18 protein-coding genes are annotated in these 19,704 nt (G+C 65.0%); 9 read left to right on the top strand and 9 right to left on the bottom strand.

Going from position 1 to position 19,704, the window contains the following annotated elements:
• Positions 1–265 precede the first annotated feature (265 nt).
• From G3N98_RS12400 to G3N98_RS12410, 3 genes are all read left to right on the top strand, one after another.
• Positions 266–772, top strand: coding sequence for a hypothetical protein (locus G3N98_RS12400; RefSeq protein WP_206148337.1), 507 nt, complete (start codon positions 266–268; stop codon positions 770–772).
• Entirely contained in the window at positions 769–1,365 is a 597-nt protein-coding gene (locus tag G3N98_RS12405; RefSeq protein ID WP_206148338.1) for a hypothetical protein, read from the top strand. The genes G3N98_RS12400 and G3N98_RS12405 overlap by 4 nt, the downstream gene beginning before the upstream one ends.
• Positions 1,366–1,728: 363 nt before the next feature.
• Entirely contained in the window at positions 1,729–1,917 is a 189-nt protein-coding gene (locus G3N98_RS12410; protein ID WP_206148339.1) for a hypothetical protein, read from the top strand.
• 404 nt (positions 1,918–2,321) lie between these two features.
• Here the strand turns inward: G3N98_RS12410 and G3N98_RS12415 are convergent, their stop codons facing one another.
• Complete coding sequence (locus G3N98_RS12415; protein WP_206148340.1) at positions 2,322–2,948, bottom strand: TetR/AcrR family transcriptional regulator; 627 nt, start codon at positions 2,946–2,948, stop codon at positions 2,322–2,324.
• A gap of 330 nt (positions 2,949–3,278) precedes the next feature.
• Here G3N98_RS12415 and G3N98_RS12420 point away from each other — a divergent pair, with 330 nt between their 5' ends.
• Positions 3,279–3,623 (top strand): H-NS histone family protein, encoded by a 345-nt coding sequence (locus G3N98_RS12420; protein ID WP_206148341.1) that lies wholly within the window; start codon positions 3,279–3,281, stop codon positions 3,621–3,623.
• Positions 3,624–3,900: 277 nt separating this feature from the next.
• On the opposite strand, the gene G3N98_RS12430 is transcribed toward G3N98_RS12420, so the two are convergent.
• On the bottom strand, positions 3,901–4,659 hold the full coding sequence (locus G3N98_RS12430) for an SDR family oxidoreductase (RefSeq protein WP_206148342.1): 759 nt from the start codon (positions 4,657–4,659) through the stop codon (positions 3,901–3,903).
• Between the two features lie 140 nt (positions 4,660–4,799).
• Entirely contained in the window at positions 4,800–5,744 is a 945-nt protein-coding gene (locus G3N98_RS12435; RefSeq protein WP_206148343.1) for a LysR family transcriptional regulator, read from the bottom strand.
• Positions 5,745–5,910: 166 nt separating this feature from the next.
• Here G3N98_RS12435 and G3N98_RS12440 point away from each other — a divergent pair, with 166 nt between their 5' ends.
• Positions 5,911–7,125: an FAD-dependent monooxygenase gene (locus tag G3N98_RS12440; protein WP_206148344.1), complete on the top strand. Its 1,215-nt coding sequence runs from the start codon at positions 5,911–5,913 to the stop codon at positions 7,123–7,125.
• Between the two features lie 168 nt (positions 7,126–7,293).
• Here the strand turns inward: G3N98_RS12440 and G3N98_RS12445 are convergent, their stop codons facing one another.
• Entirely contained in the window at positions 7,294–8,229 is a 936-nt protein-coding gene (locus G3N98_RS12445) for an alpha/beta hydrolase-fold protein (protein ID WP_089475106.1), read from the bottom strand.
• A gap of 61 nt (positions 8,230–8,290) precedes the next feature.
• Positions 8,291–9,388 carry an OpgC domain-containing protein gene (locus tag G3N98_RS12450; RefSeq protein ID WP_046548090.1) on the bottom strand — a complete coding sequence of 366 codons (1,098 nt, stop codon included), beginning with the start codon at positions 9,386–9,388 and terminating at the stop codon, positions 8,291–8,293.
• A 382-nt stretch (positions 9,389–9,770) separates the two neighbouring features.
• On the opposite strand from G3N98_RS12450, the gene G3N98_RS12455 reads away from it, so the two are divergent.
• Entirely contained in the window at positions 9,771–10,925 is a 1,155-nt protein-coding gene (locus G3N98_RS12455; protein WP_206148345.1) for a porin, read from the top strand.
• Between the two features lie 45 nt (positions 10,926–10,970).
• Here G3N98_RS12455 and G3N98_RS12460 read toward each other — a convergent pair whose 3' ends face one another.
• Entirely contained in the window at positions 10,971–11,882 is a 912-nt protein-coding gene (locus tag G3N98_RS12460; RefSeq protein WP_089427218.1) for a LysR family transcriptional regulator, read from the bottom strand.
• Between the two features lie 141 nt (positions 11,883–12,023).
• On the opposite strand from G3N98_RS12460, the gene G3N98_RS12465 reads away from it, so the two are divergent.
• On the top strand, positions 12,024–13,040 hold the full coding sequence (locus G3N98_RS12465) for an aldo/keto reductase (RefSeq protein ID WP_206148346.1): 1,017 nt from the start codon (positions 12,024–12,026) through the stop codon (positions 13,038–13,040).
• A 399-nt stretch (positions 13,041–13,439) separates the two neighbouring features.
• Positions 13,440–14,180, top strand: coding sequence for a sulfite exporter TauE/SafE family protein (locus G3N98_RS12470; protein WP_175237632.1), 741 nt, complete (start codon positions 13,440–13,442; stop codon positions 14,178–14,180).
• A gap of 112 nt (positions 14,181–14,292) precedes the next feature.
• Here the strand turns inward: G3N98_RS12470 and G3N98_RS12475 are convergent, their stop codons facing one another.
• The 3 genes from G3N98_RS12475 to G3N98_RS12485 form a co-directional block, all read right to left on the bottom strand.
• Positions 14,293–16,467, bottom strand: a complete 2,175-nt coding sequence (locus G3N98_RS12475) for a hypothetical protein (RefSeq protein ID WP_206148347.1) — start codon at positions 16,465–16,467, stop codon at positions 14,293–14,295.
• Between the two features lie 495 nt (positions 16,468–16,962).
• Positions 16,963–17,349: an ester cyclase gene (locus G3N98_RS12480; RefSeq protein WP_089475102.1), complete on the bottom strand. Its 387-nt coding sequence runs from the start codon at positions 17,347–17,349 to the stop codon at positions 16,963–16,965.
• A gap of 46 nt (positions 17,350–17,395) precedes the next feature.
• Positions 17,396–18,292: a LysR substrate-binding domain-containing protein gene (locus G3N98_RS12485; protein ID WP_089475101.1), complete on the bottom strand. Its 897-nt coding sequence runs from the start codon at positions 18,290–18,292 to the stop codon at positions 17,396–17,398.
• Between the two features lie 512 nt (positions 18,293–18,804).
• On the opposite strand from G3N98_RS12485, the gene G3N98_RS12490 reads away from it, so the two are divergent.
• On the top strand, positions 18,805–19,665 hold the full coding sequence (locus G3N98_RS12490; RefSeq protein WP_206148348.1) for a peptidoglycan DD-metalloendopeptidase family protein: 861 nt from the start codon (positions 18,805–18,807) through the stop codon (positions 19,663–19,665).
• Positions 19,666–19,704: the final 39 nt, after the last annotated feature.

Consider the following 19,704-nt stretch of genomic DNA (forward strand, 5'->3'; position numbering starts at 1 on the left):
TTTGGGTGATCGAGGTTTTTTGAGGAGATATGGAAGTAAATTTTCTCTGCAAGAGATGAGGTCAATATTTGATGAGGTATCGAAATTCAAATTAATGGGGATTTCCAGTGGTGATCGACGTTCCGCGGGTGTGGTTTCAGAGGTGTTTGGGAGGGGTTGCTCGTCTAGGCACATTTACCATTCGCGGTTTTTGGTGAATGTTAGCAATTCCCGGGGGCGTATATATGATGTGAAGGAGGTTCAGGGTAATGTGGATAGATTTTGTGTGGATCAAGATGTTGTATTTAATAGAAATGATTATCAAATAGATGAGGATTTAAATATTATAGAAATATCGCAGCCGTATGCTGTCACTATTGGTGGTGATTGGTTGGATATTTTGATCGCGCATGGGAGGGTTGATTTGATATATGAAATTCTCGATATTTTTAGGATTTTAATTCCTGATTATATAAAGAAAATATTGCTTAGTTTTCGGCCTAGCAGGGAATTTGTTTCATTGCTTGACGATTCGTGGGTTTCAGGGGTGTCAGTGCCTGTAAATATCCTTAATATTGGCGATAGGAGGTATGATGATGTTTTGAGATTAATCCGAGGCGTTTCTCCGATATATGCAGTGCATTGTTTGGCGGGAGGGCTGGTCCCTCTTAAGCCTGCGTTGGACTACGCGCTGCTTCATGTTGGAGCCAAGGCGTGCATTGTTGGGGCGACAAAAATTGAGCAAATAAGGGATCTTGTTGTTTTGTCTGATAATTATTTGGAGGCGGTGTGATAATTATTTTAATGAGGCGGGCTAGGGAGAGGCGTGATAAGGATTTTAATCTGCATCTTAAGGTGATTGTTGATGCCCATCAGGATGTGGTGTTGCTAACTGGGAGGGGCGATGCATATAAATATGTAAGAGAGGTAGCCGATAGTTTTGGTGTTGAGTGCTTCGAGCTGGATAGGGAGTACTATGATCCGGAAGTTGTGTGTGGTAAGGAAAAGCTAAATTGGATAATGGATCTGGATGGTTTTTATGAAGATCGTATGTGTTTGAGTGATATTTTCAATTGTCTCTCAATTTTTATAAGAAACGTATTTCGTCGGATGAGTGGCGATTCGGTTTTGGTGTACTTGGATAGTCTTATGTTGGAGTTGGTTTACCTTATCTTGGGTGATCAGTCATTGGCTGTTTTGCGGCGCAACTCTATATATCTGGATGAGTTTTGTGTTGCGATCATTGTTCGCGAGGAGCTTGGAGGGCAAATTCAGACGCTTCTACTTAAATCCAATGTTTTGGCAGCTGATGCGTTTCATAGGAAGGCGTCGATGCGCTTGATTAGGGGGGGCGTGCCGAGTAAAAGGATTGATTCCGAAGTTTGAGATTTCACCCATAAGCGACCTATAGTGGGTTCGGCATTTCGAATTCGCTCGATTCGCTCGTTTTCTAAGGGACCTGCCTATAGATCAGTTCAGTCTTGTGTAGGCCGTTGCTTTTTTCGTCAGTTGTTCGCTGGCATGTGCCTGCGCTCGGATGGAGAGCGCCACACGAAGAGATGGCAGATCATCGATCATTGCGTGGCCGCGAACTCCGTTGCCACGACCAGTTGAATCCGCCATGAGATTCCCTATCGGAGAGGCAAATCGAAGCTCATTCCTCGCTCGCTTGGCGAGCTTACGACGCCTGTTCAAATGCATACAGAACAGAGTCTGAGGTCATCGGCGAACTGACACCTCCAACCGAGCTTGGAACTCTATATCAATTACGAGTTGACCGACATCGTCAGTGACCGTTACGCCGCGGGCGTGCGGCGCGGCGGCCTCGTCGCCCAAGACATGATTGCCGTGCAAATCAGCCCGCCGCATCTGATGTCGGTAGTTGGGTCGTCAGGCAATTCGCCGGCCGGGCGCTACCTAAACACCCGCGGAGCCTGACCGGTCAATTCAGCCTCAACCTTTGCCTGCCGACTCTCTGCGAGTATTTCCCGCGAGTGTCCGTGAAAGCAGGCAAAGACCAACGCGTGTAGGTCGACGGTAAACTGGTCGAAATGCTGTCGGGCTGGCGCAAAACCTTCTTGCAGTATTACTTGTCTACCCGAGCCGCCGCCAAGTGTCTCCCGCGTTTTCGCTGCTGGTCGACGCGCTGATTACAGGGGGAGCATCTGCGTGCTGCGGTTCCATTTCCTCCGCAATTGCCACTGACCTGCCGGCGCAGCCACGCGTGCGCCGGATCGTCGTGCGTGAGCTGATGTCGGATCATCGTCAACGCAAACGGCGTCACGCGCGATCCGGCTCCAGCGCGGAGCCGGTCATTCCCAGTCTCCCGCGACCTTCCCCGTTCAACGCACCGGTTCGGCCGTGGCCAGCAGGCTACGCAGGAACACCATGATCATGTGCCCGATCGGCACCTCGGACAGGATCGACTGCTGCAGCGACAGCCCTTGCGAGAGCCCCATGAACGCAATCGCCAGGACGGCCGGCGGCTCGGGCGGCACTTTCTTCAGCCGCGCGAAAATCTGCTCGATGCAATAGGCGAGGCCATCGCGATGGGCGTCCAGCAACGCCTGCGACGCGATGGCGAAAGCGGGGTTGCGCCGCCCCTGAAGCTTGAACTCGACGCCCAGCACCGACCACTCGGGCTCGGCATCGACGGTCCTCGACCAGACATCCAGCGCATTCAGGATGTCCTCCCCGGACGCGGACGGGTCGCTCAGCGCCCGCGCGATGTCGGCCACCTGCGTCGTCGAACGCTCCCGCATCAGTTCGACGAACAATTCCTCCTTGCTCGCGAAATTCGAATAGAACGCGCCCTGCGTATAACCAGCCTCGGCCGCGATATCCCTGAGCGACGTGCCGCCGAACCCGCGATCGACGAACAGCCGCTTCGCCGCGGCGAGCAAATGGGCGCGGGTCTGCTGTCGGCTTTCTTCGCGGCTCAGCCGCGGGGGAAGGGAGGGCATGTTCATGGCAGGCAGGATATCAGTTGATATTTGAGATAGATACCATTACGATCGCATTTCAGATATCACTCGATATTTGAAATGCCGGGTGCGATTGTGTCTCCGGACGTCTGCAGCGGGGATTCCCCGGGCGGACGTTCGGGGCGACGCGGGCGCGCGCACTGTGTTCCGGTGCGTGGCGGTGTGTCGTTGCCCGCGTGTCGCGTGCTTCGATGCGCCGACTCGCCGACGCGAGCCGCTTGCCGATCGAGTGGATACCGTCGTCACGGCGCGTCGTGAAACAGTCAGTTAGTGATGCGAATCATGGCGGTTCGCATGCAGATGTGTATGCGGGGCATGAAGAAGATGAGCGCGAGCAAGACCTATGCACAGCTCGTAGTCGAGCTGGCCGAACTGGACGAGGAAATCGAGCGAGCACGCGCGCGCGAACGCGTCGATGCGATCGCGGCGGTTCACTCGTTGATGGATACCTATGCGATCAAGCATCGCGACCTGGTCGGCCGCAACGGCAGCCGGGGTTCTTACGTCGTGAAAGTACTGCCGGCGCGCTATCGCGATCCGGCGAGCGGAAAGGAGTGGAGCGGGCGCGGCAATGCGCCGCTCTGGATCAGGGGCAAGGATCGTCGTCAGTTCGTCATCGCCAGGCCGCCTTCCGCCGCCAAGAAAACCCGGACCGGCTGACACACGGCGCCAGGCTACGGCGACAGCGACTTCACCGGAGCCTGACCCGGCGGCATGAGCACCACGAGCAGCGTCGCGCCTTCAGGCGACGGCGCCACGTACGCATGCGGCCGATGCGACGAGATCAGCGCGCGCTCACCGGCGCGCAACCGCGTCGGTTCGCCGTGTGCGAAGTAAAGCTCGAGTTCGCCCGACAGCGCGTGACGTCGTCAGCAATCATCGGCGGGTGACGTCTCCCGCTGCGGGCCGGCCTGGACGGGCGTCGCGAGCGCTTCGTTCAGCCTCGACCGACGAACGGCATCGCGGTCGCCATGATCGTCATGTTCAGGATGTTCGTGTCGAGCGGCAGGTTCGCCATCTGAACGATCGCGTTCGCGACATGCGTGACGTCCATGCGCGCCTCGGCTGCGAGGCTGCCGTCGGCTTGCGGGACGCCTTGCGTCATCCGTTCCGTGAGCGACGTCGCGGCGTTGCCGATGTCGATCTGGCTGCACGCGATGTTGTACCGGCGGCCGTCGAGTGCCAGCGACTTGGTGATCCCGGTCACCGCATGCTTGGTGGCCGTGTACGCGATCGTGTCGGGGCGCGGCGCATGGGCCGAGATCGAGCCGTTGTTGATGATCCGGCCGCCCTGCGGCGTCTGCGTTTTCATCAGGCGCCACGCGGCCCGCGCGCACAGGAAGACACCGGTCAGGTTGGTCGCGACGACGCTGTTCCACACGTCGAATTCGTATTCGTCGAGGGAAACCGGCGGCGCGTTGCGGCCGGCGTTGTTGAACAGCACGTCGAGCCGGCCGAACTGCTGCGCGATCCGGGCGAACGCGTGGTCGACCGAGGCTTCGTCGGTGACGTCCGCAGGAAACACGTGCGCGTCGCCGCCGGCGGTGCGGATCGCGTCCTGCGTGTCGCGCAACGATGCCTCGGTGCGTCCGAGCAGCGCGACGGTGTAACCGGCCTGGGCGAGCGCGATGGCCGCCGCGCGACCGATGCCGGAGCCGGCGCCGGTGACGGCTGCGAATTTCTTCGAAACAGACATGGCTTGATTTCCTGCGGGTTGAAAGAGGGGCGAGGTGGCCGACGACCGGAATCATCGCCACTTCGGCAATGTAGTCGAAATGCGCGGCGCCCATGTTCAAGCGGCATCGTCAGGCACGCGCGATGGCGTGATGACCTCGGCTACTTCTTCCGGCCGGGAGTGGCCTTCCGCGCCCGCGTGCCTGACTCCGCGAACAGATCGACGACCACGTCGCGCAGCCACTTGTTCCCTTCGTCCTGATGGACCCGCGTATGCCAGAGCATGTGAATCGGCGCGCCCGGCACCGTGACGGGCAATGCGCGCCAGCCCAGCGAGAACGGTGCCGCGAGCTGCTGCGCGAGATGTTCGGGCACCGTCGCGATCAGGTCGGTGCGCTGCAGGATGTAGCCGACGCTCATGAAGTGCGGCACCGTGAGCCGCACCTGGCGCGCCACGCGGCGGCGCTTCAGCCATTCGTCCACCTGCCCGTGTCCGGTGCCGGCCGACACCACGACCAGGTGCTCGGCATTGCGCCACGCGTCGACCGTCAGCGGCGCGTCCTCGAGCGGATGGCCGCGCCGGAACAGGCACACATAGCGCTGATCGAACAGCCGGCGCTGATAGAAGCCGCCCTTGAGCTGCGGCAGCAGGCCGATCGCGAGATCGACGCGGCCGTCGGCCATTTCGTCGCCGAGGTTGACGCTCGTGTCGCGCACGGTATTGAGCGCGATGCCCGGCGCCGCTTGCGACAGGTGTTCGAGCAGCGCGGGCAGGAACACGACTTCGCCGATGTCGGTCATGCCGATCGTCAGCGTGCGCGTGGCGCGCTGCGGATCGAAACCGGTCTCGGGGTTGAGCGCGGCGTGCAGCGTCGCGAGCGCGTGCGACACGGGTTCCGAGAGGCGCAGCGCGAACGGCGTCGGCACCACGCCACCCGGCCCGCGCACGAACAGCGGATCGCCGAGCCGGCGGCGCAGCTTCGCGAGTGCATTGCTCACGCCCGGCTGGCTCATGTTCATCTGCTCGGCGACGCTCGACACGCGCCGTTCCTGCATCAGCCGCTGGAAAAGCAGCAGCAGGTTGAGGTCGATATCGCTCAGTTCCATGGGTCGGGCCTCGCCGGGTTCATTGCATTCAGTGATGAAGCAGATTCCGGTCATTTTATTGCGGGATGAAAGTCCGCTCCCGAGAATACCGATACGGCCCATGCATTCGACATGACCGCTGCGCATGCCGCAGACCCCACATCGGAACATCGGAGACACCTTCATCATGCAGACGAACCTGAAGATTGCGATCGTCGGCGCCGGGATCGGCGGCCTGACGCTCGCACTTGCGTTGCGCGAGCACGGCATCGACGCGCAGCTCTACGAACAGACGGAGGTGTTGCGCGAAGTCGGCGCGGCCGTCGCGCTGTCGGCCAATGCGACGCGCTTCTACGAACGGATGGGATTGCGGGCGGCCTTCGATGCGGTGTGCGCGGACATTCCAGGGCTCGTCTATCGCGACGGCCGCAGCGGCGCGGTGATCGGCCATCATCGCGGCGACCCCGACTATCGCCGGCAATTCGGCGGCGCGTACTGGGGCGTGCATCGTGCGGATCTTCAGGCGCTGCTGTCGAAGGCGGTCGGCCTCGACGCCATCCATCTCGGCCATCGGCTGACCGATCTCGCGCAGCATCCCGATCGCGTCACGCTGTCGTTCGGCAACGGTGTGCGCGTCGATGCCGATCTCGTGATCGGTGCGGATGGCGCGCGCTCGATCACGCGGCGCTGGATGCTCGGCTACGACGATGCGCTGTATTCGGGGTGTTCGGGGTTTCGCGGCGTGGTGCCGGCCGCGCGGCTGAGCCTGCTGCCCGATCCCGAGACGCTGCAGTACTGGATCGGGCCGCACGGGCACCTGCTGCACTATCCGATCGGCGACGACGGCGACCAGAATTTCCTGCTGGTCGAGCGTCATCCGTCACCGTGGCCGTCGCGCGACTGGGTGATGCCGTCGGAAGAGGGCGAGCAGTTGCGTGTGTTCAGGGACTGGCATCCGGCGGTGGTGCAGATGATCACCGCCGTGCCGATCAGCCAGCGCTGGGGGTTGTTCCACCGGCCGCCGCTCGGCCGCTGGAGCCGCGGGCGCGTGACGCTGATCGGCGACGCCGCGCATGCGCTGGTGCCGCATCACGGGCAGGGCGCGAACCAGTCGATCGAGGATGCGGTGGTGCTGGCCGAGCAACTGGCCAAGGCCGGGCCAGGCAACTGGCGCGAAGCACAGGAAGCGTATGAGCGGCTGCGTCGCGGTCGCACGCGCAAGGTGCAGTACGCGTCGATCTCCGTGGCCGATGTGTTGCACCTGCCCGACGGGCCGGCCGCGCAGGCGCGCAATGCGCGTCTGGCCGAGCGCGACAGCGTGCTGCATCACCTGGACTGGATTCACGATTTCGATGCGCTGGCGGGGGAGCCGAGCGAGCGGCAGGGCGGCACTTGGCTTTGAGTCTGCCAATCTGGAGCAGGGGTGCGGCGGCCAGCGCCACGAGTGCGCCATCAGGCGCCACAGGCTCGTCGGGATTGCATTCGTCGGGCATGACATGGGTCGACGGCCTATGGCCCGCCGATCACCGGCCGGCCTGACGAAAACGGGCGGGGCAACGCCCGCCCGCCGTCACTTCACGCATTCGAGCGCGTACTTCAACCCCTGCCCGAGCAGCCCGCGCCATACATCCCACGTGTGCCCGCCGTCGACGATGCGCAGCTCGGCCGGGTTCTGCGCGCGGCGCAGCTGCGTGTACAGCACGCTCGATTCGGCCTGGATGGTCAGGTCGTCGTCGCCGACCGCGATGAACATCGGGATTCGCCAGCTGCGCGCGAAATAGCCGCGCATCAGCGCCGGGTAGTTGAGCTCGTGCCACACGCGCGGGTCGAACTGCCGGTCGCCGAACACGCCGACGTAGCGCGCGGCGGAATTGAGCGGCGGCTCGTTCGCGTAGATCGCGGGGCTCAGCAGCATCGCGCCGCAGAACAGCCCGGGTTCGAGCAGCGAGAAGCGCAGCGCGCCGAAGCCGCCCATCGACACGCCGCCGATCGCGCGGCCCGCCCGCTGGTTCGACACCGCGAAGTGCGCTTCGACCTCGGGCAGCAGGTCGTTGAGGAACGCGCTCTGCATCTTCTCCTTGCGGTCGACGTACCAGTCGGTGCCGCCCTGCGGCATCACGATCACGACCGGCGGGATCTCGCGGCGCTCGATCAGCGTGTCGGCGGTGGCCTGCAGCCGGCCCTGCGTGACCCAGTCGTTCGCGTTGCCGGCGTTGCCGTGCAGCAGGTACATCACCGGGTAGCGCGCGCCTTCCGGGTTGTAGCCGGGCGGCAGGTAGACCGTGTACGACCAGTCGCGCTTCAGCGACGCCGACCGGAACGTGCGCAGCACGACGCTGCTGCCCGGATTGAGCGCGGGCTCCTGGGCGGCCGACGGGGTCGTCGCGGTCTGCACGGCCGGTGGCGGCGACGCGGGCGCTGCCACCGGCGCGGGCGGCGTGGCGCGGGCGGTGGCGATGGAGCCGGCGATCAGGGCGGGGGCGAACGCAAGGGCGAGTCGGCGCATGTCGAATCGTTTCAGGAGAGGCGCCGGCTATCGTAGCAGCGGCGCATGACGGCGCGGCGCGTCATCGCCGCGAACGGAACGGCAGCCGCGCGACGAGCGGCCCGTAGAGTTTGGCGACGAGATACAGCAGGCCCATTGCGACGACGTCGGCAATCAGGCCGAGCTTCACGTCGAGATAGCCTTCGGTCGCCTGGTAGAGCACCGAATCGACCGCGAGCGAGATGGCGGTGCCCGCGACGAAGCACAGCAGCCCCTGCCGGCCGATCGTGCCGATCCACGGCATCGCGTGCGCAACCTTCTTCATCCAGCCGAGGTGGACCAGCTTGGCCGCGAGCCATGCGATCGCGAGGAAGTTCGCGAGCCGCAGCGCGCCGAGGTTCTGCTTGATCGACGGGTCGGTCGGGAACGGCTCGATGCGCAGCCGGTAGTACGCGCCGGCCGCGACGATCGCGAGCGCCGCGGCCGTCAGCAGCCAGCCCTGCGGCTTCGGCGCGAGCGTCTGGTAGACGGGCTGGCAGCGCGCGATCACGCCGAGCACGAACAGGAACTGCCATGCGAACGGATTGAAGTCCCACGGCGCGCCTTCGACGGTCGGCAAAAAGCGCGCGACGTGCGGCGCGGCGTACCACAGCGACCCGCTGAACGCGAGCAGCAGCCACGGCTGCGTGCGCGCGAGCGGCAGCGTGAGCGGGACGAGCAGCGCGAAGAACGCGTACATCGGCAGCACCGACGCGAGGTACGGCTGGCGGCGGAACAGCAGGATGTCGCGCAGCGCGGCGAGCGGCTTGTGGAGCAGGCCGTCGAGATCGTTGGTCGGCATGTTCGGGCCGTCGATCGCGAACGCGTTCAGCGCGGCCGTGATCAGCAGCATCAGGCCGGCTGTTACGAGGAACGCACGGTAGATCTCGAACGCGCGCCGGATGAAGCGCTGGCGCGCGGCGGCTTCGTCGTGCCGTTCGGCGAGCGAGTTGTACGCGATCGCGGTGGCGAAGCCGCCGAGGAACACGAAGACCTCGGCCGCGTCGCACAGCGCGTAAGCGTGCAGCGTCACGCGCGACAGGATGCTGCCGCCGATATGGTCGACGACGATGACGAGCAGCACGAGGCCGCGGAAGAAATCGAGCTCGGCGTAACGGCCGGCCCGGGCCGGTGCGGTCATCGGACCGCCTCCCGGCGCGGGCTGCGGGCGCGGCCGGCACGCGCCGCGCATGAATCGGGGGGAAGCATGACTTCGTGAAGAAATGACGAACGGATGCGCATTGTGCCACCGATGCGGCGCGCATCGGGTTTACGCGGATGGCCGGCCGTCGTGCCGCTGCCGATAAGCCGGGTCAGGCAGTCTGCGCAACGGGGCAGTTGGACGAGCGCAACGGTTTGCGCAGGGTTCAGCTACCCCGATGGACGGACGGTTTGCGACGTGACACCATTTTGACCTCACGCGGCCGCACACCGCGTCGTCCGCCCTGCGGGCCACACCTAAAACAGACCAAACATTCGCCGGGCGCTCGACCCTGCCCGGCCCCCGGCTCCGGAGATCCGTCATGAAGAAGCACGTCATTTTTGCCGCCGCGCTAGCCGCTTTCGCCGCGCCGGTCTTCGCCCAGAACAGCGTGACGCTGTACGGTGTGATCGACGAAGGCTTCAATTACACGAACAACGTGAACGTCAATGGGGTCGGAAAAACGAATTACCAGCTCGCGAGCGGCTATGCGCAGGGCAGCCGCTGGGGCCTGAAGGGCAGCGAGGATCTCGGCGGCGGGCTGAAGGCGATCTTCACGCTGGAAAACGGTTTTGACGTGAACAACGGCCGGCTCGGCCAGGGCGGCCGCATGTTCGGCCGCCAGGCGTTCGTCGGGCTGAGCGCGCCGCGCTTCGGCACGCTGACCGTCGGCCGTCAGTACGATTCCGTCGTCGACTATCTCGCGCCGCTCACCGCCAACGGCAACTGGGGCGGCACGCTGTTCTCGCACCCGTTCGACAACGACAACACGGACAACTCGTTCCGCGTCAACAACACGGTCAAGTATGCGAGCGCCGACTGGAACGGCCTGACGTTCGGCGGCACGTACAGCTTCAGCAACAGCACCGGCTTCTCGAACAACCGTCAATACAGCCTCGGCGCGCAGTATTCGCTGGCCGGGCTGCAGGTCGCGGCTGCGTACCTGCAGGCGAACAACCCGGGCATCGGCAGCGCGGGCGCGATTTCGGCCGACGATGCGAACTTCGTCGCCGACCGCCTGCGGATCTTCGGCGGCGGCGTCAATTACACGTTCGGCCCGGCCACGGTCGGCTTCGTCTACACGAAGACGGACGTGAAGAACCCGGTGTCGACCGTCTACCTGCCGGCTTCGACGTTCGCCGGCCTCGGGCTGACCGCGACGAAGTTCCAGAACTTCGAGATCAACGGCAAGTACCAGCTCACGCCCGATTTCTATCTCGGCGCGCAGTACGTGTACACGGACGGCAAGTACGATGCCGCGGCCGGGACGTTCAAGCCGAAATACCACACGGTCGGCCTGATGGCCGACTACAGCCTGTCGAAGCGCACCGACGTGTACCTGCAGGGCGCGTGGCAGAAGGTGGGCGGCGACAAGACCGGCACGGCGGCCGACGGCGGCTACGTGGTCGGGACGGACGGCCCGTCGGCGTCGTCGAACCAGTTCGCGGTGCGCGCCGCGATCCGCCACAAGTTCTAAAGTTCTGACCGAGCGGCGCCGGGGCGGGTGCGCCGGCGCCTGCCGTCAATCCGCCCGGGGCGTGGCGCCGAGCGTTTCCGCGAGCCAGTCGACGAAGATCCGCACGCGCGGGGCGAGATGCCGGCCGGTCGGAAACACCACCGACACGGGCAGCGGCTCGGCGTTCCATTCCGGCAGCACCTCGACCAGCGAGCCGTCGGCGAGCAGCGGCCCGAGCCCTTCGCGCGGCGCCTGGATCAGCCCGAGGCCCGCCAGACAGCACGCGAGATACGCCTGCGAGCTGTTGACCGACACGACGCTGCGCATCTTGACCGCGTGCAGCCGGCCCGAATCCATATCCGCATATTCCCAGTCCAGCTCGCGGCCCGTGCGGCTCGAGAAATAGCCGACCGCGACGTGGTCCGGCAGCTCGTCCGGCGAGCGCGGCGTGCCGTGCCGCTCGAGATACGCGGGCGCCGCGCAATTGATCTGCGCCAGTTCGCCGATGCGCCGTGCGACGAGCGACGTATCGGACATCGCGCCGACCCGCACCGCGCAGTCGATGCCGTCGGCGACGAGGTCGACGAAGCGGTCGGTCGTGCCGATCACGACGCGCAGGTCGGGGTAGCGCGCGTGGAAACCCGGCAGCGCCGGAATCACCTGGTTCAGCGCGAAGCGTTCGGGCAGGTCGACGCGGATCGCGCCGCGCGGCGTCGTGCCGGCGTCCTCGAACAGCGTCTCCGCATCGTCCAGATCGGCCAGCAGCCGCATGCAGCGCTCGTAATAGGTCGCGCCTTCGGCCGTCAGCGCGACGCGCCGCGTCGTGCGCTGCAGCAGGCGGACCTTCAGGTGCTTTTCCAGATACTGGACGGCGTTGCTGACCGTCGGGCGCGGCAGTTGCAACTGCTCGGCCGCTTTCGTGAAGCTGCCGAGATGGGCGACGCGCGCGAAGATGCGCATTGCTTGCAGATGATCCATGCGGGGCGGGTGCGTGGGTGGAGGGGGAGCAGGCTCCATTGTTAATCAGCGTCGAATGGTTTGGTTGAGTGTTTCGCGTTTATCGCGCGCCGCGATGCGCCCAGAATCCGGCCTGTTCATTCATCACTCGAGGAAACGGATATGGAAACGCGTGAACTGGGTCGGACCGGCCCGCGGGTGTCGGCAATTGCGCTCGGCTGCATGGGGATGTCGGACTTCTACGGGCCCGCCGACCGCGACGAAAGCATCGCGACGCTGCACGCGGCACTCGACCACGGCATCACGATGCTCGACACCGGCGATTTCTACGGGATGGGCGACAACGAGATGCTGATCCGCGATGCGCTGCGCGGCCGGGCCCGCGACCAGGTGCTGATCAGCGTGAAATTCGGCGCGCTGCGCGATCCGGCCGGTGGGTTTGCCGGCTACGACGCGCGGCCGGTGGCGATCCGCAACTTCGTCGCGTACTCGCTGAAACGGCTCGGCACCGACTACATCGACATCTACCGGCCGGCGCGGGTCGATCCGGCGGTGCCGATCGAGGAGACGATCGGCGCGATCGCCGATCTCGTGAAGGCCGGGTACGTGCGCCATATCGGCCTGTCGGAAGCCGGCGTGGACACGATCCGCCGCGCGGCCGCCGTCGCGCCGATCTCCGACCTGCAGATCGAGTATTCGCTGCTGTCGCGCGGCATCGAGGCCGGGATCCTGCCCGCGTGCCGCGAACTCGGGATCGGCGTGACGGCCTACGGCGTGCTGTCGCGCGGGCTGCTGGGCGGACGCTGGAGCACGGCGCGGGAAGGCGAGCGCGATTTCCGTGCGGCGAGCCCGCGCTTCCAGGGCGAGAACCTCGCGCACAACCTCGCGCTCGTCGATGCGCTGCGCGCCATCGCCGACGAGAAGGGCAGCAATCCGGCGCAGGTCGCGATCGCGTGGGCGCTGTCGCGCGGCGGCGATATCGTGCCGCTGATCGGCGCGCGCAAGCGCACGCAACTTCAGGATGCGTTGCAGGCGATTAGGATGCAACTAACGGTCAATGACATCGCCCGCATCGAAGCGGCGGTTCCCGCCGGGGCGGCTGCCGGTGAGCGTTATCCGGCCGCACAGATGGCGCACCTCGACAGCGAGCAGGTGCGGGGGGCACCTCACGGGGACTGATCGGCGCGGATCGGCAATGGTTTCGGTGCAGGCTCCGTATTCGGCTCGAATCTGAGGGCTGGGGCTGGGGCTGAGGCTGGGGCTGGAGCTAGGGCTGGAGCTAGGGCTAGGGCTGGGGCTGGGGCTGGAGCTAGGGCTAGGGCTGGGGCTGGGGCTGGGGCGGGGCTGGGGCTGAGGCGGAAGCGGGGCCGGCAACCCTGATTGAAGTGCATGGCCGGCCTGGCCCGACTTGACGCCGGCGGCGCGTTTTGCGCTGGCCCGCAACGCGCCAGCCCATCGGCACAATCGCGCCGCCGCCCCATCCGGCAAGCCCTAGCCAGCCTCAGGCAAAACCAGATGGCGAGCGGCGCGATCGGAGTTCACCATCGGCGCCGTACTCAACCGGACGGAACGCCTTTCATGCAAGTTCATACGCTGACGATCATCGCGGTGGTCTTCCTGCTGGCCGGCGCGGTCAAGGGGATGATCGGGCTCGGGCTGCCGACGATCGCGATGGGGCTGCTGACGCTCGCGATGCCGCCGTCGGCCGCCGCGAGCCTGCTGCTCGTGCCGTCGTTCGTCACCAATGTGTGGCAGTTGTGGCTCGGCCCGTCGTTCGGGCCGCTGCTGCGCCGGCTGTGGCCGCTGCTCGCCGGCCTGACGATCGGCACGCTGACGGGCGGGCTGCCCGCGCTCGCGGCCGGCAGCACCTGGACGCATGCGGCGCTCGGCGTGGTGCTGATCCTCTACGGGCTGTGGGGGCTGGCCGCCGCGCGGCTGCCCGCGCCGGGCCGCCATGAAAAATGGCTGTCGGCCGGGGTCGGCTACCTCACGGGTGTCGTGACGGCCGCGACCGGCGTGTTCGTCGTGCCGGCCGTGCCGTACCTGCAGGCGCTGCGGCTGTCGAAGGACGACCTGATCCAGGCGCTCGGGCTGTCGTTCACCGCATCGACGATCGTGCTCGGCCTGCAGTTGCGCGTGACGGGCGCACTGGAGACGGTCGATCTCGGCGTGTCGGCGCTCGCGCTCGTACCGGCGCTGGCGGGCATGGTCGGCGGGCAATATGCTCGGCGCGTGATGAGCGAGAAGGCGTTCAAGCGCTGCTTCTTCGTCGGGCTGATCGCGCTCGGCGCGTATATGGCGGCTTCGGGGTGGCTGTAAGCGGGCATCGCTGACGAGCGCGATGCCCGCTGTCCGCTGTCCGTGACGCGCCCGAGGCCGGTTTCGACAACCGCGGCCTTCGGGCGCGTTCACCGGACGTGGGGCACCTCGCTCAGGCCGGGTCGGCGTACTTCAGCGTCCAACCGAACGTGCGGGTCGCGCCCGCGCCGAGGGCAAACGGCTTCGTCGTGCAGGCGAAGTTCGAATGCAGCTGGCCGACCGGCGTCGTCGACAGCGGATTCGTCGTGCCGTTCGCCGTGTCGAAGGCCGACAGCGCGCAGGTGTCGAAGCCGGACGCCGCATAGCCGGTCGCGGCGCTGTTCGCGTAGGTCACCGACACGCCGTCGCCGTTCGCCTGCGTCGACGCGAAATCCGCGAACGACGTGAAGTCCGTCTCGACCGACAGGTTGCCGGTGAGCGAGCTCGTGCTCAGCGTGTCGCTGCGTGCGACCGAGCCGTGCGCGAACGTCAGCACCGTATGCACCTGCAGGTCGAGATCCGTCGTGTACGCCGCATTCTTCGACGCGAGCCGGAACTTCGCGGTATCGAACGACACGATCACCTGCCCGTTGGTTTGCTGGACGTTCAGGTTCTTGTAGTACGTGACGGGGATGTAGGTCTTCCCGTTGTACGACACCTGCGGCACCAGCAGCGCGTAGCCGAGATCGGTCGTGCCGTAGATCAGCTTGTCGGAGAACGGCACCGGGTAGTATGGCGTGTACGAGTTGTAGTCGGGCGCCTGGCTGAGGTTCAGGTTGATCACGCGCCGGCCGTCGCGCACGGTAACGAGCGCCGCGCTGTACGGATGCGCGGCGTCGCCCGGCTGGTTGTACCAGGTGAGCGTGTAGTGCGGCAGCGCGTCGAGCCACGCGTTGTAGTCCGTGTCGGCCATCGGCGCCTTGCCGCCGAAGCCGAGCTTGTTCCACCACGCGTTCACGTACAGGTATTGGTGCAGCAGGCTGAAGTTCTCACCCATCACGCGCGGCTTGCCGCGATACGCGTCCGTGCCGCGGCCCTTGACCCACATGTTCACCGACGGCGTCGGCAGCGACGGGTCGTACCAGTATGTGTCGAAACGCTGCGCGGCCTGATAGATGAACTTGTATGCAACCTGCTTCTCCTGGTCGGTCAGCACGCCGGCGTTGGCCGCGGCCGTCAGCACCTCCATGAACGCCGAATCGCCGTACGGGCCGATCGAGCGGCCGTAGTTGAAGCCCTGGCCGTTCGCGTTCAGCTGCGGCAGGATCAGGTCGACCGACTTGCGCAGATAGCCCTTCAACTCGGGCGTGAGGTTCGCCTCGTTGCCCATCTCGAACGTGCGCTCGGTCACTTCGCCGATCAGCAGCGTGCTGTAGCGGTCGAAGCGAGCCTGGTCGTAGTAGGTCGTGTGCGTGTTCGACGCTTCGTCCGAGAACCCGCCCGACGAGTCGTTGCGGATATGGTTCGTGAGCGTGTACAGCAGCGCGTCGCGCGCGCCCATCGTCGCGACCGACGGATCGGTCTTCGATGCAAACGACGGGCTGCTCCAGCCGAGCTTCTGGCGCAGCCCGGCGATTCCGTAGGACACCGCATAGTAGTTCTGCGCGGTGTTGAGCGATGCGATGTCGATCGGCGTGCCGGCGGCGGGGCACGTATCGGTCTTGCCGCTCGCATCGGGGCCGAACATGTCGCAGAAGGTGAGCCGCCGCTGCAGGGTCGCGAGCATCGCGTCGCTGAAGACTTCGTTGAGCATCCCGTGCGCCTTCAGGTTGTTCAGCGCGACGAGGTAGTAGTACTCGCCCCAGGACGTATTCGCATACGTGTAGTTGCTGCCCGACTGCGCCATCATCGCGGTCGTGATCGTCTGGTACGTCGCGAGGTAGCTGGCGTATTGCGGATCGTTCTTCGACTTCATGTCGATCAGGATGTACGACAGGCCGAGCGCGAGCTTGCCCGGCAGGAATTTGTCGCCGGTGTTCGTGTCGAGCACGTGAACCGGCGTGCCGTCGCCGAGATCCATCACGACCTGCGTGAAGTCGGGCGATTTCCGGATCAGGTCGAACAGTGCGCGCATCTGGCCCATCATCGTGACCGGAATGTTCGCGCCGGCCGGCACGCTGGTGTCGGGCGCGCCGTAGACGAGCGCCTGCAGCGAGTTCGACGCGAGCGTCGGTGTCGTGGACGGGGGCGGCGAAGATGACGACGGTGGCGGCGTGTCGGTCACGTCGTTGCCGCCGCAGGCGCTGACGAACAGGACGGAAAGGGCGCTGAGCGCGGCGCCGAGCGCGAATCTGCTGCGCGGATGCATTGTGTCTCCAGTTTTGAATAGTGATGAAGCACGGGCGGGTGTAGCCGTGCCGCGCTCGATGCCCGTACCCGGCCGCCGTCTCGCAACCCTGATCCCTGAAGACGGACGGCCTGAATCACTTGTCGAGCGGGCAAGCGTTCTCCCTGCACGGGCCGTGACCGGCGTCGCGCGGATGTATTGGAAAACGTTTTCCAAATTTAGGCAGCCATCGGCGTGATGTCAATGAACTTTCACGTCGGAAGGGGCGGGAAAAACCCGGATGGTGGGAAGGCGGGAGTGAAGGGGAGGAACGGAATATTGCAGAATTTACCGGGATTTCTTCTTGGTAACGCAGGGTGCGGCGAAGGATGTCGATGCGGAAACGACGGCCGGAAGGAATGTCCGCCGATGCGGGTTCGATGGATTTGTAAAGAAAACGTTATCCATAAGAATCGGGATGAATTCGACGGACATCGGGGCGCGATGGCGACCGGCAACCACGCCGTTCCGTCGAGCCTAAAGCTGTGCCTCGATCGCGGCCTTGTCGATCACCGACCAGACCTGGCGGATCTTGCCGTCATGAAACTCGTAGAACACGTTCTCGCAGAACGTGACCTTCCGGCCGTCGACGGCGAGCCCCATGAACGTCCCGCTCGGCGAACAGGCGAAGCGCAGCCGGCATGCGATGCGCGGCGGCTCGCACACGAGCAGCCGGATGTCGAAACGGAGATCGGGAATGTCGCGGAAGTCCTGTTCCAGCATCGCGCGGTAACCGGCGAGGCCGAGCGGCCGGTCGTTGTGAATCACGTTATCGGAGACGTATTCGCCGAGCGCCGGCCAGTCCTGCCGGTTCAGGCAGTCGATGTACGCGCGGTAGCGGGTTGCAAGATCGGTGTCGGTCATGGCCGTGCCTCCTTGTATCGACGGGATGAGTCGGATGCGGCGCGCGTCACCGCGGCGCGGTTTCGCCGGACAGGAACGCGACGAACTCCCGCGTGTACTTCGGCAGCGCATCGAACGACCGCGCGCACAGCTTCAGCCGACGATGGCTCCACGCATCGGACAGCTCGACGAGCCGCACGTCCATCGTCTGCATCGCGCGCTCGGCCGCATGACGCGACACGATGCCGATGCCCACCCCGCTCGCGATCACGCGGCAGATCGCATCGAAGCTCTTCAACTGCACGCGATAGCGGATTCGCTTGCCGAGCGCGCGCGCCTGGTCGGCGAGATGCACCTGCAGCGCGCTGCCGTCGGTGAGGCCGATGAAGTCGGCATCGGCGATCGAGTCGAATGCGACCTTATCCTGCGACGCGAGCGGATGCGTGGCCGGCACGACGACGATCAGCCAGTCCTCGCGGAACGGTTTCTGTTCGAGCCCGCCGAGCCCGACCGAATCGGCGACGATACCGACCTCGGCCGTCTTGTTGCGGATCGCATGCACGATCTCCTGGCTCGAGCGCTCCTCGACGCTGATCGACAGCTTCGGATGATGCGGCAGGTAGTCGGCCAGCGCGTCGGGCAGGTATTCGCTCAGCGACGCCGTGTTGCACAGCAGCCGGATATGCCCGCGCAGCCCCTGGCCGTATTGCTGCAGCTCGCCGCGCATGTGGTCGATCTGCTGCAGCACGGTGCGCGCGTGGTGTTCGAGCGCGCGGCCGGCATCGGTGGCCTGCGCGCCCGACTTGGTCCGGTGCAGCAGCGGCACGCCGAGCTCGTCCTCCATGCCGCGGATGCGCTCGCTCGCGGCCTGCAGCGTGATGTGGGTCCGCTCGGCGCCGCTCGTGATCGTGCCGGCCTCGCAGATGTTCAGGAAGAGCCGCAGGTCGGTCAGGTCGAAGCGCATGATGGGTGGGGCGATCGTATTGGAATGGCCGATAAGTTAGCAGGGAACCGAGGCCCGGGTCTCAGGCACAGCTTGAGGCCCGATTCGTCGGTTCCGCATTTTCGGGGCGCGATCGATGGCGGATCATGGCCGCACATCAACCGGGGAGCCTGTCATGCAGATCGATCCGTCGTGGGGCGTGTCGTTCAAGATCGCGTTGCACGTGCTGTTCCTGTGCATCGGCATCGCGTGGGCCGGTTCCGAACTCGCCGCGTGGTTGCGTTGAACGTCGCGGCGATCGCCGCCTCGTGCCTATTGAAAACAAATCCGCCATAGTTTTCCGAGACGAAAATTCTTCCGCTTTCCTGCAAAAAGACCATCAAGTTTTCCTGAATCGGACCGTATTACCGGTAGCGAATGCCGGCCGGCATCCGGTTCGTGATCGTTTGTCATCATTGTTTGCATCCGGTTACACGTCGGCCGTTCCGTTTTTGAGATGCTTGAAAGATTGTCAAACCGGAGTCGGATCGTCCATGAAAACGCGCGAGATTCACCGCAACGCGGCGTGGCTGCCAGGCCTGGCAGCCGTGCTCGTCATGGCCGGTTGTGCAAGCACGCAGTCCGTTCCGCCGAGCGACACGCTGGCGGGACAGCCTTCGCCGTCGAGCCAGCCCGCCGCTGCGCCGTCGGCCAATACACCGCCGCCGGCGCCGATTCTCGTCGCGCAGAAGTACGTCGTGAAGCGCGGCGACACGCTGACGGGCATTGCGTCCGCGAACGGCTGCAGCGTTGCCGACCTGCGCACCTGGAACAAGCTGGGTGCGAACGGCAGGCTGCGCATGGGGCAGGTGCTGCGCATCGTCAAGCAGCAGCCATTGCCGGCGCCGGGTGCACCCGGCACGCAGGTGGCCGCATCGTCGGCGTCGGGCAATGGCGCGGCGAGCAACCCGGCAGCTACGCAGACCATCGCGTCGAGCGCGAGCGACCGTCAGGTCGTCAAGGAAACGAAGCGGCATGCGGGCGGCGTCGCGCTCAAGTGGCCCGCGAGCGGCAAGATCGTCGACGGCTTCCGGCCGGGGCAGAACCGCGGCATCCAGATCGCCGGCCGGCCGGGCGACCCGGTCCGCGCCGCGGCCGACGGCCGCGTGATGTACGCGGGCACCGGCCTGAACGACTACGGCAGCCTGATCATCGTCCAGCACAACGCGGATTTCCTGACCGCCTATGCGCACAACCGCAAGCTGCTCGTGAAGACGGGCGACATCGTGCGCCAGGGCGACGAGATCGCCGAGATGGGCGACCTCGACAACTCGCGTGTCGCGCTGCTGTTCGAAGTGCGACGCGACGGCAAGCCGGTCAATCCGATGCCGTACCTGCCTTCGTCGCAAGGGTGAAGCCGGGCCGTTTCGCTGGAACGTCGCGGCGGTCGCTGC

It is taken from the genome of Burkholderia sp. Tr-20390, from assembly GCF_017104595.1.
Taxonomy (GTDB): Bacteria; Pseudomonadota; Gammaproteobacteria; order Burkholderiales; family Burkholderiaceae; genus Burkholderia.

Excerpts from the sequence above, each read along its gene's own strand:
- G3N98_RS12445 (WP_089475106.1), bottom strand. The coding sequence starts at position 8,229 with ATGCGCCGACTCGCCCTTGCGTTCGCCCCCGCCCTGATCGCCGGCTCC.
- G3N98_RS12430 (WP_206148342.1), bottom strand. The coding sequence starts at position 4,659 with ATGTCTGTTTCGAAGAAATTCGCAGCCGTCACCGGCGCCGGCTCCGGC.
- G3N98_RS12455 (WP_206148345.1), top strand. The coding sequence starts at position 9,771 with ATGAAGAAGCACGTCATTTTTGCCGCCGCGCTAGCCGCTTTCGCCGCG.
- G3N98_RS12415 (WP_206148340.1), bottom strand. The coding sequence starts at position 2,948 with ATGAACATGCCCTCCCTTCCCCCGCGGCTGAGCCGCGAAGAAAGCCGA.
- G3N98_RS12435 (WP_206148343.1), bottom strand. The coding sequence starts at position 5,744 with ATGGAACTGAGCGATATCGACCTCAACCTGCTGCTGCTTTTCCAGCGG.
- G3N98_RS12465 (WP_206148346.1), top strand. The coding sequence starts at position 12,024 with ATGGAAACGCGTGAACTGGGTCGGACCGGCCCGCGGGTGTCGGCAATT.
- G3N98_RS12475 (WP_206148347.1), bottom strand. The coding sequence starts at position 16,467 with ATGCATCCGCGCAGCAGATTCGCGCTCGGCGCCGCGCTCAGCGCCCTT.
- G3N98_RS12490 (WP_206148348.1), top strand. The coding sequence starts at position 18,805 with ATGAAAACGCGCGAGATTCACCGCAACGCGGCGTGGCTGCCAGGCCTG.
- G3N98_RS12480 (WP_089475102.1), bottom strand. The coding sequence starts at position 17,349 with ATGACCGACACCGATCTTGCAACCCGCTACCGCGCGTACATCGACTGC.
- G3N98_RS12485 (WP_089475101.1), bottom strand. The coding sequence starts at position 18,292 with ATGCGCTTCGACCTGACCGACCTGCGGCTCTTCCTGAACATCTGCGAG.
- G3N98_RS12420 (WP_206148341.1), top strand. The coding sequence starts at position 3,279 with ATGAAGAAGATGAGCGCGAGCAAGACCTATGCACAGCTCGTAGTCGAG.
- G3N98_RS12450 (WP_046548090.1), bottom strand. The coding sequence starts at position 9,388 with ATGACCGCACCGGCCCGGGCCGGCCGTTACGCCGAGCTCGATTTCTTC.
- G3N98_RS12470 (WP_175237632.1), top strand. The coding sequence starts at position 13,440 with ATGCAAGTTCATACGCTGACGATCATCGCGGTGGTCTTCCTGCTGGCC.
- G3N98_RS12460 (WP_089427218.1), bottom strand. The coding sequence starts at position 11,882 with ATGGATCATCTGCAAGCAATGCGCATCTTCGCGCGCGTCGCCCATCTC.
- G3N98_RS12440 (WP_206148344.1), top strand. The coding sequence starts at position 5,911 with ATGCAGACGAACCTGAAGATTGCGATCGTCGGCGCCGGGATCGGCGGC.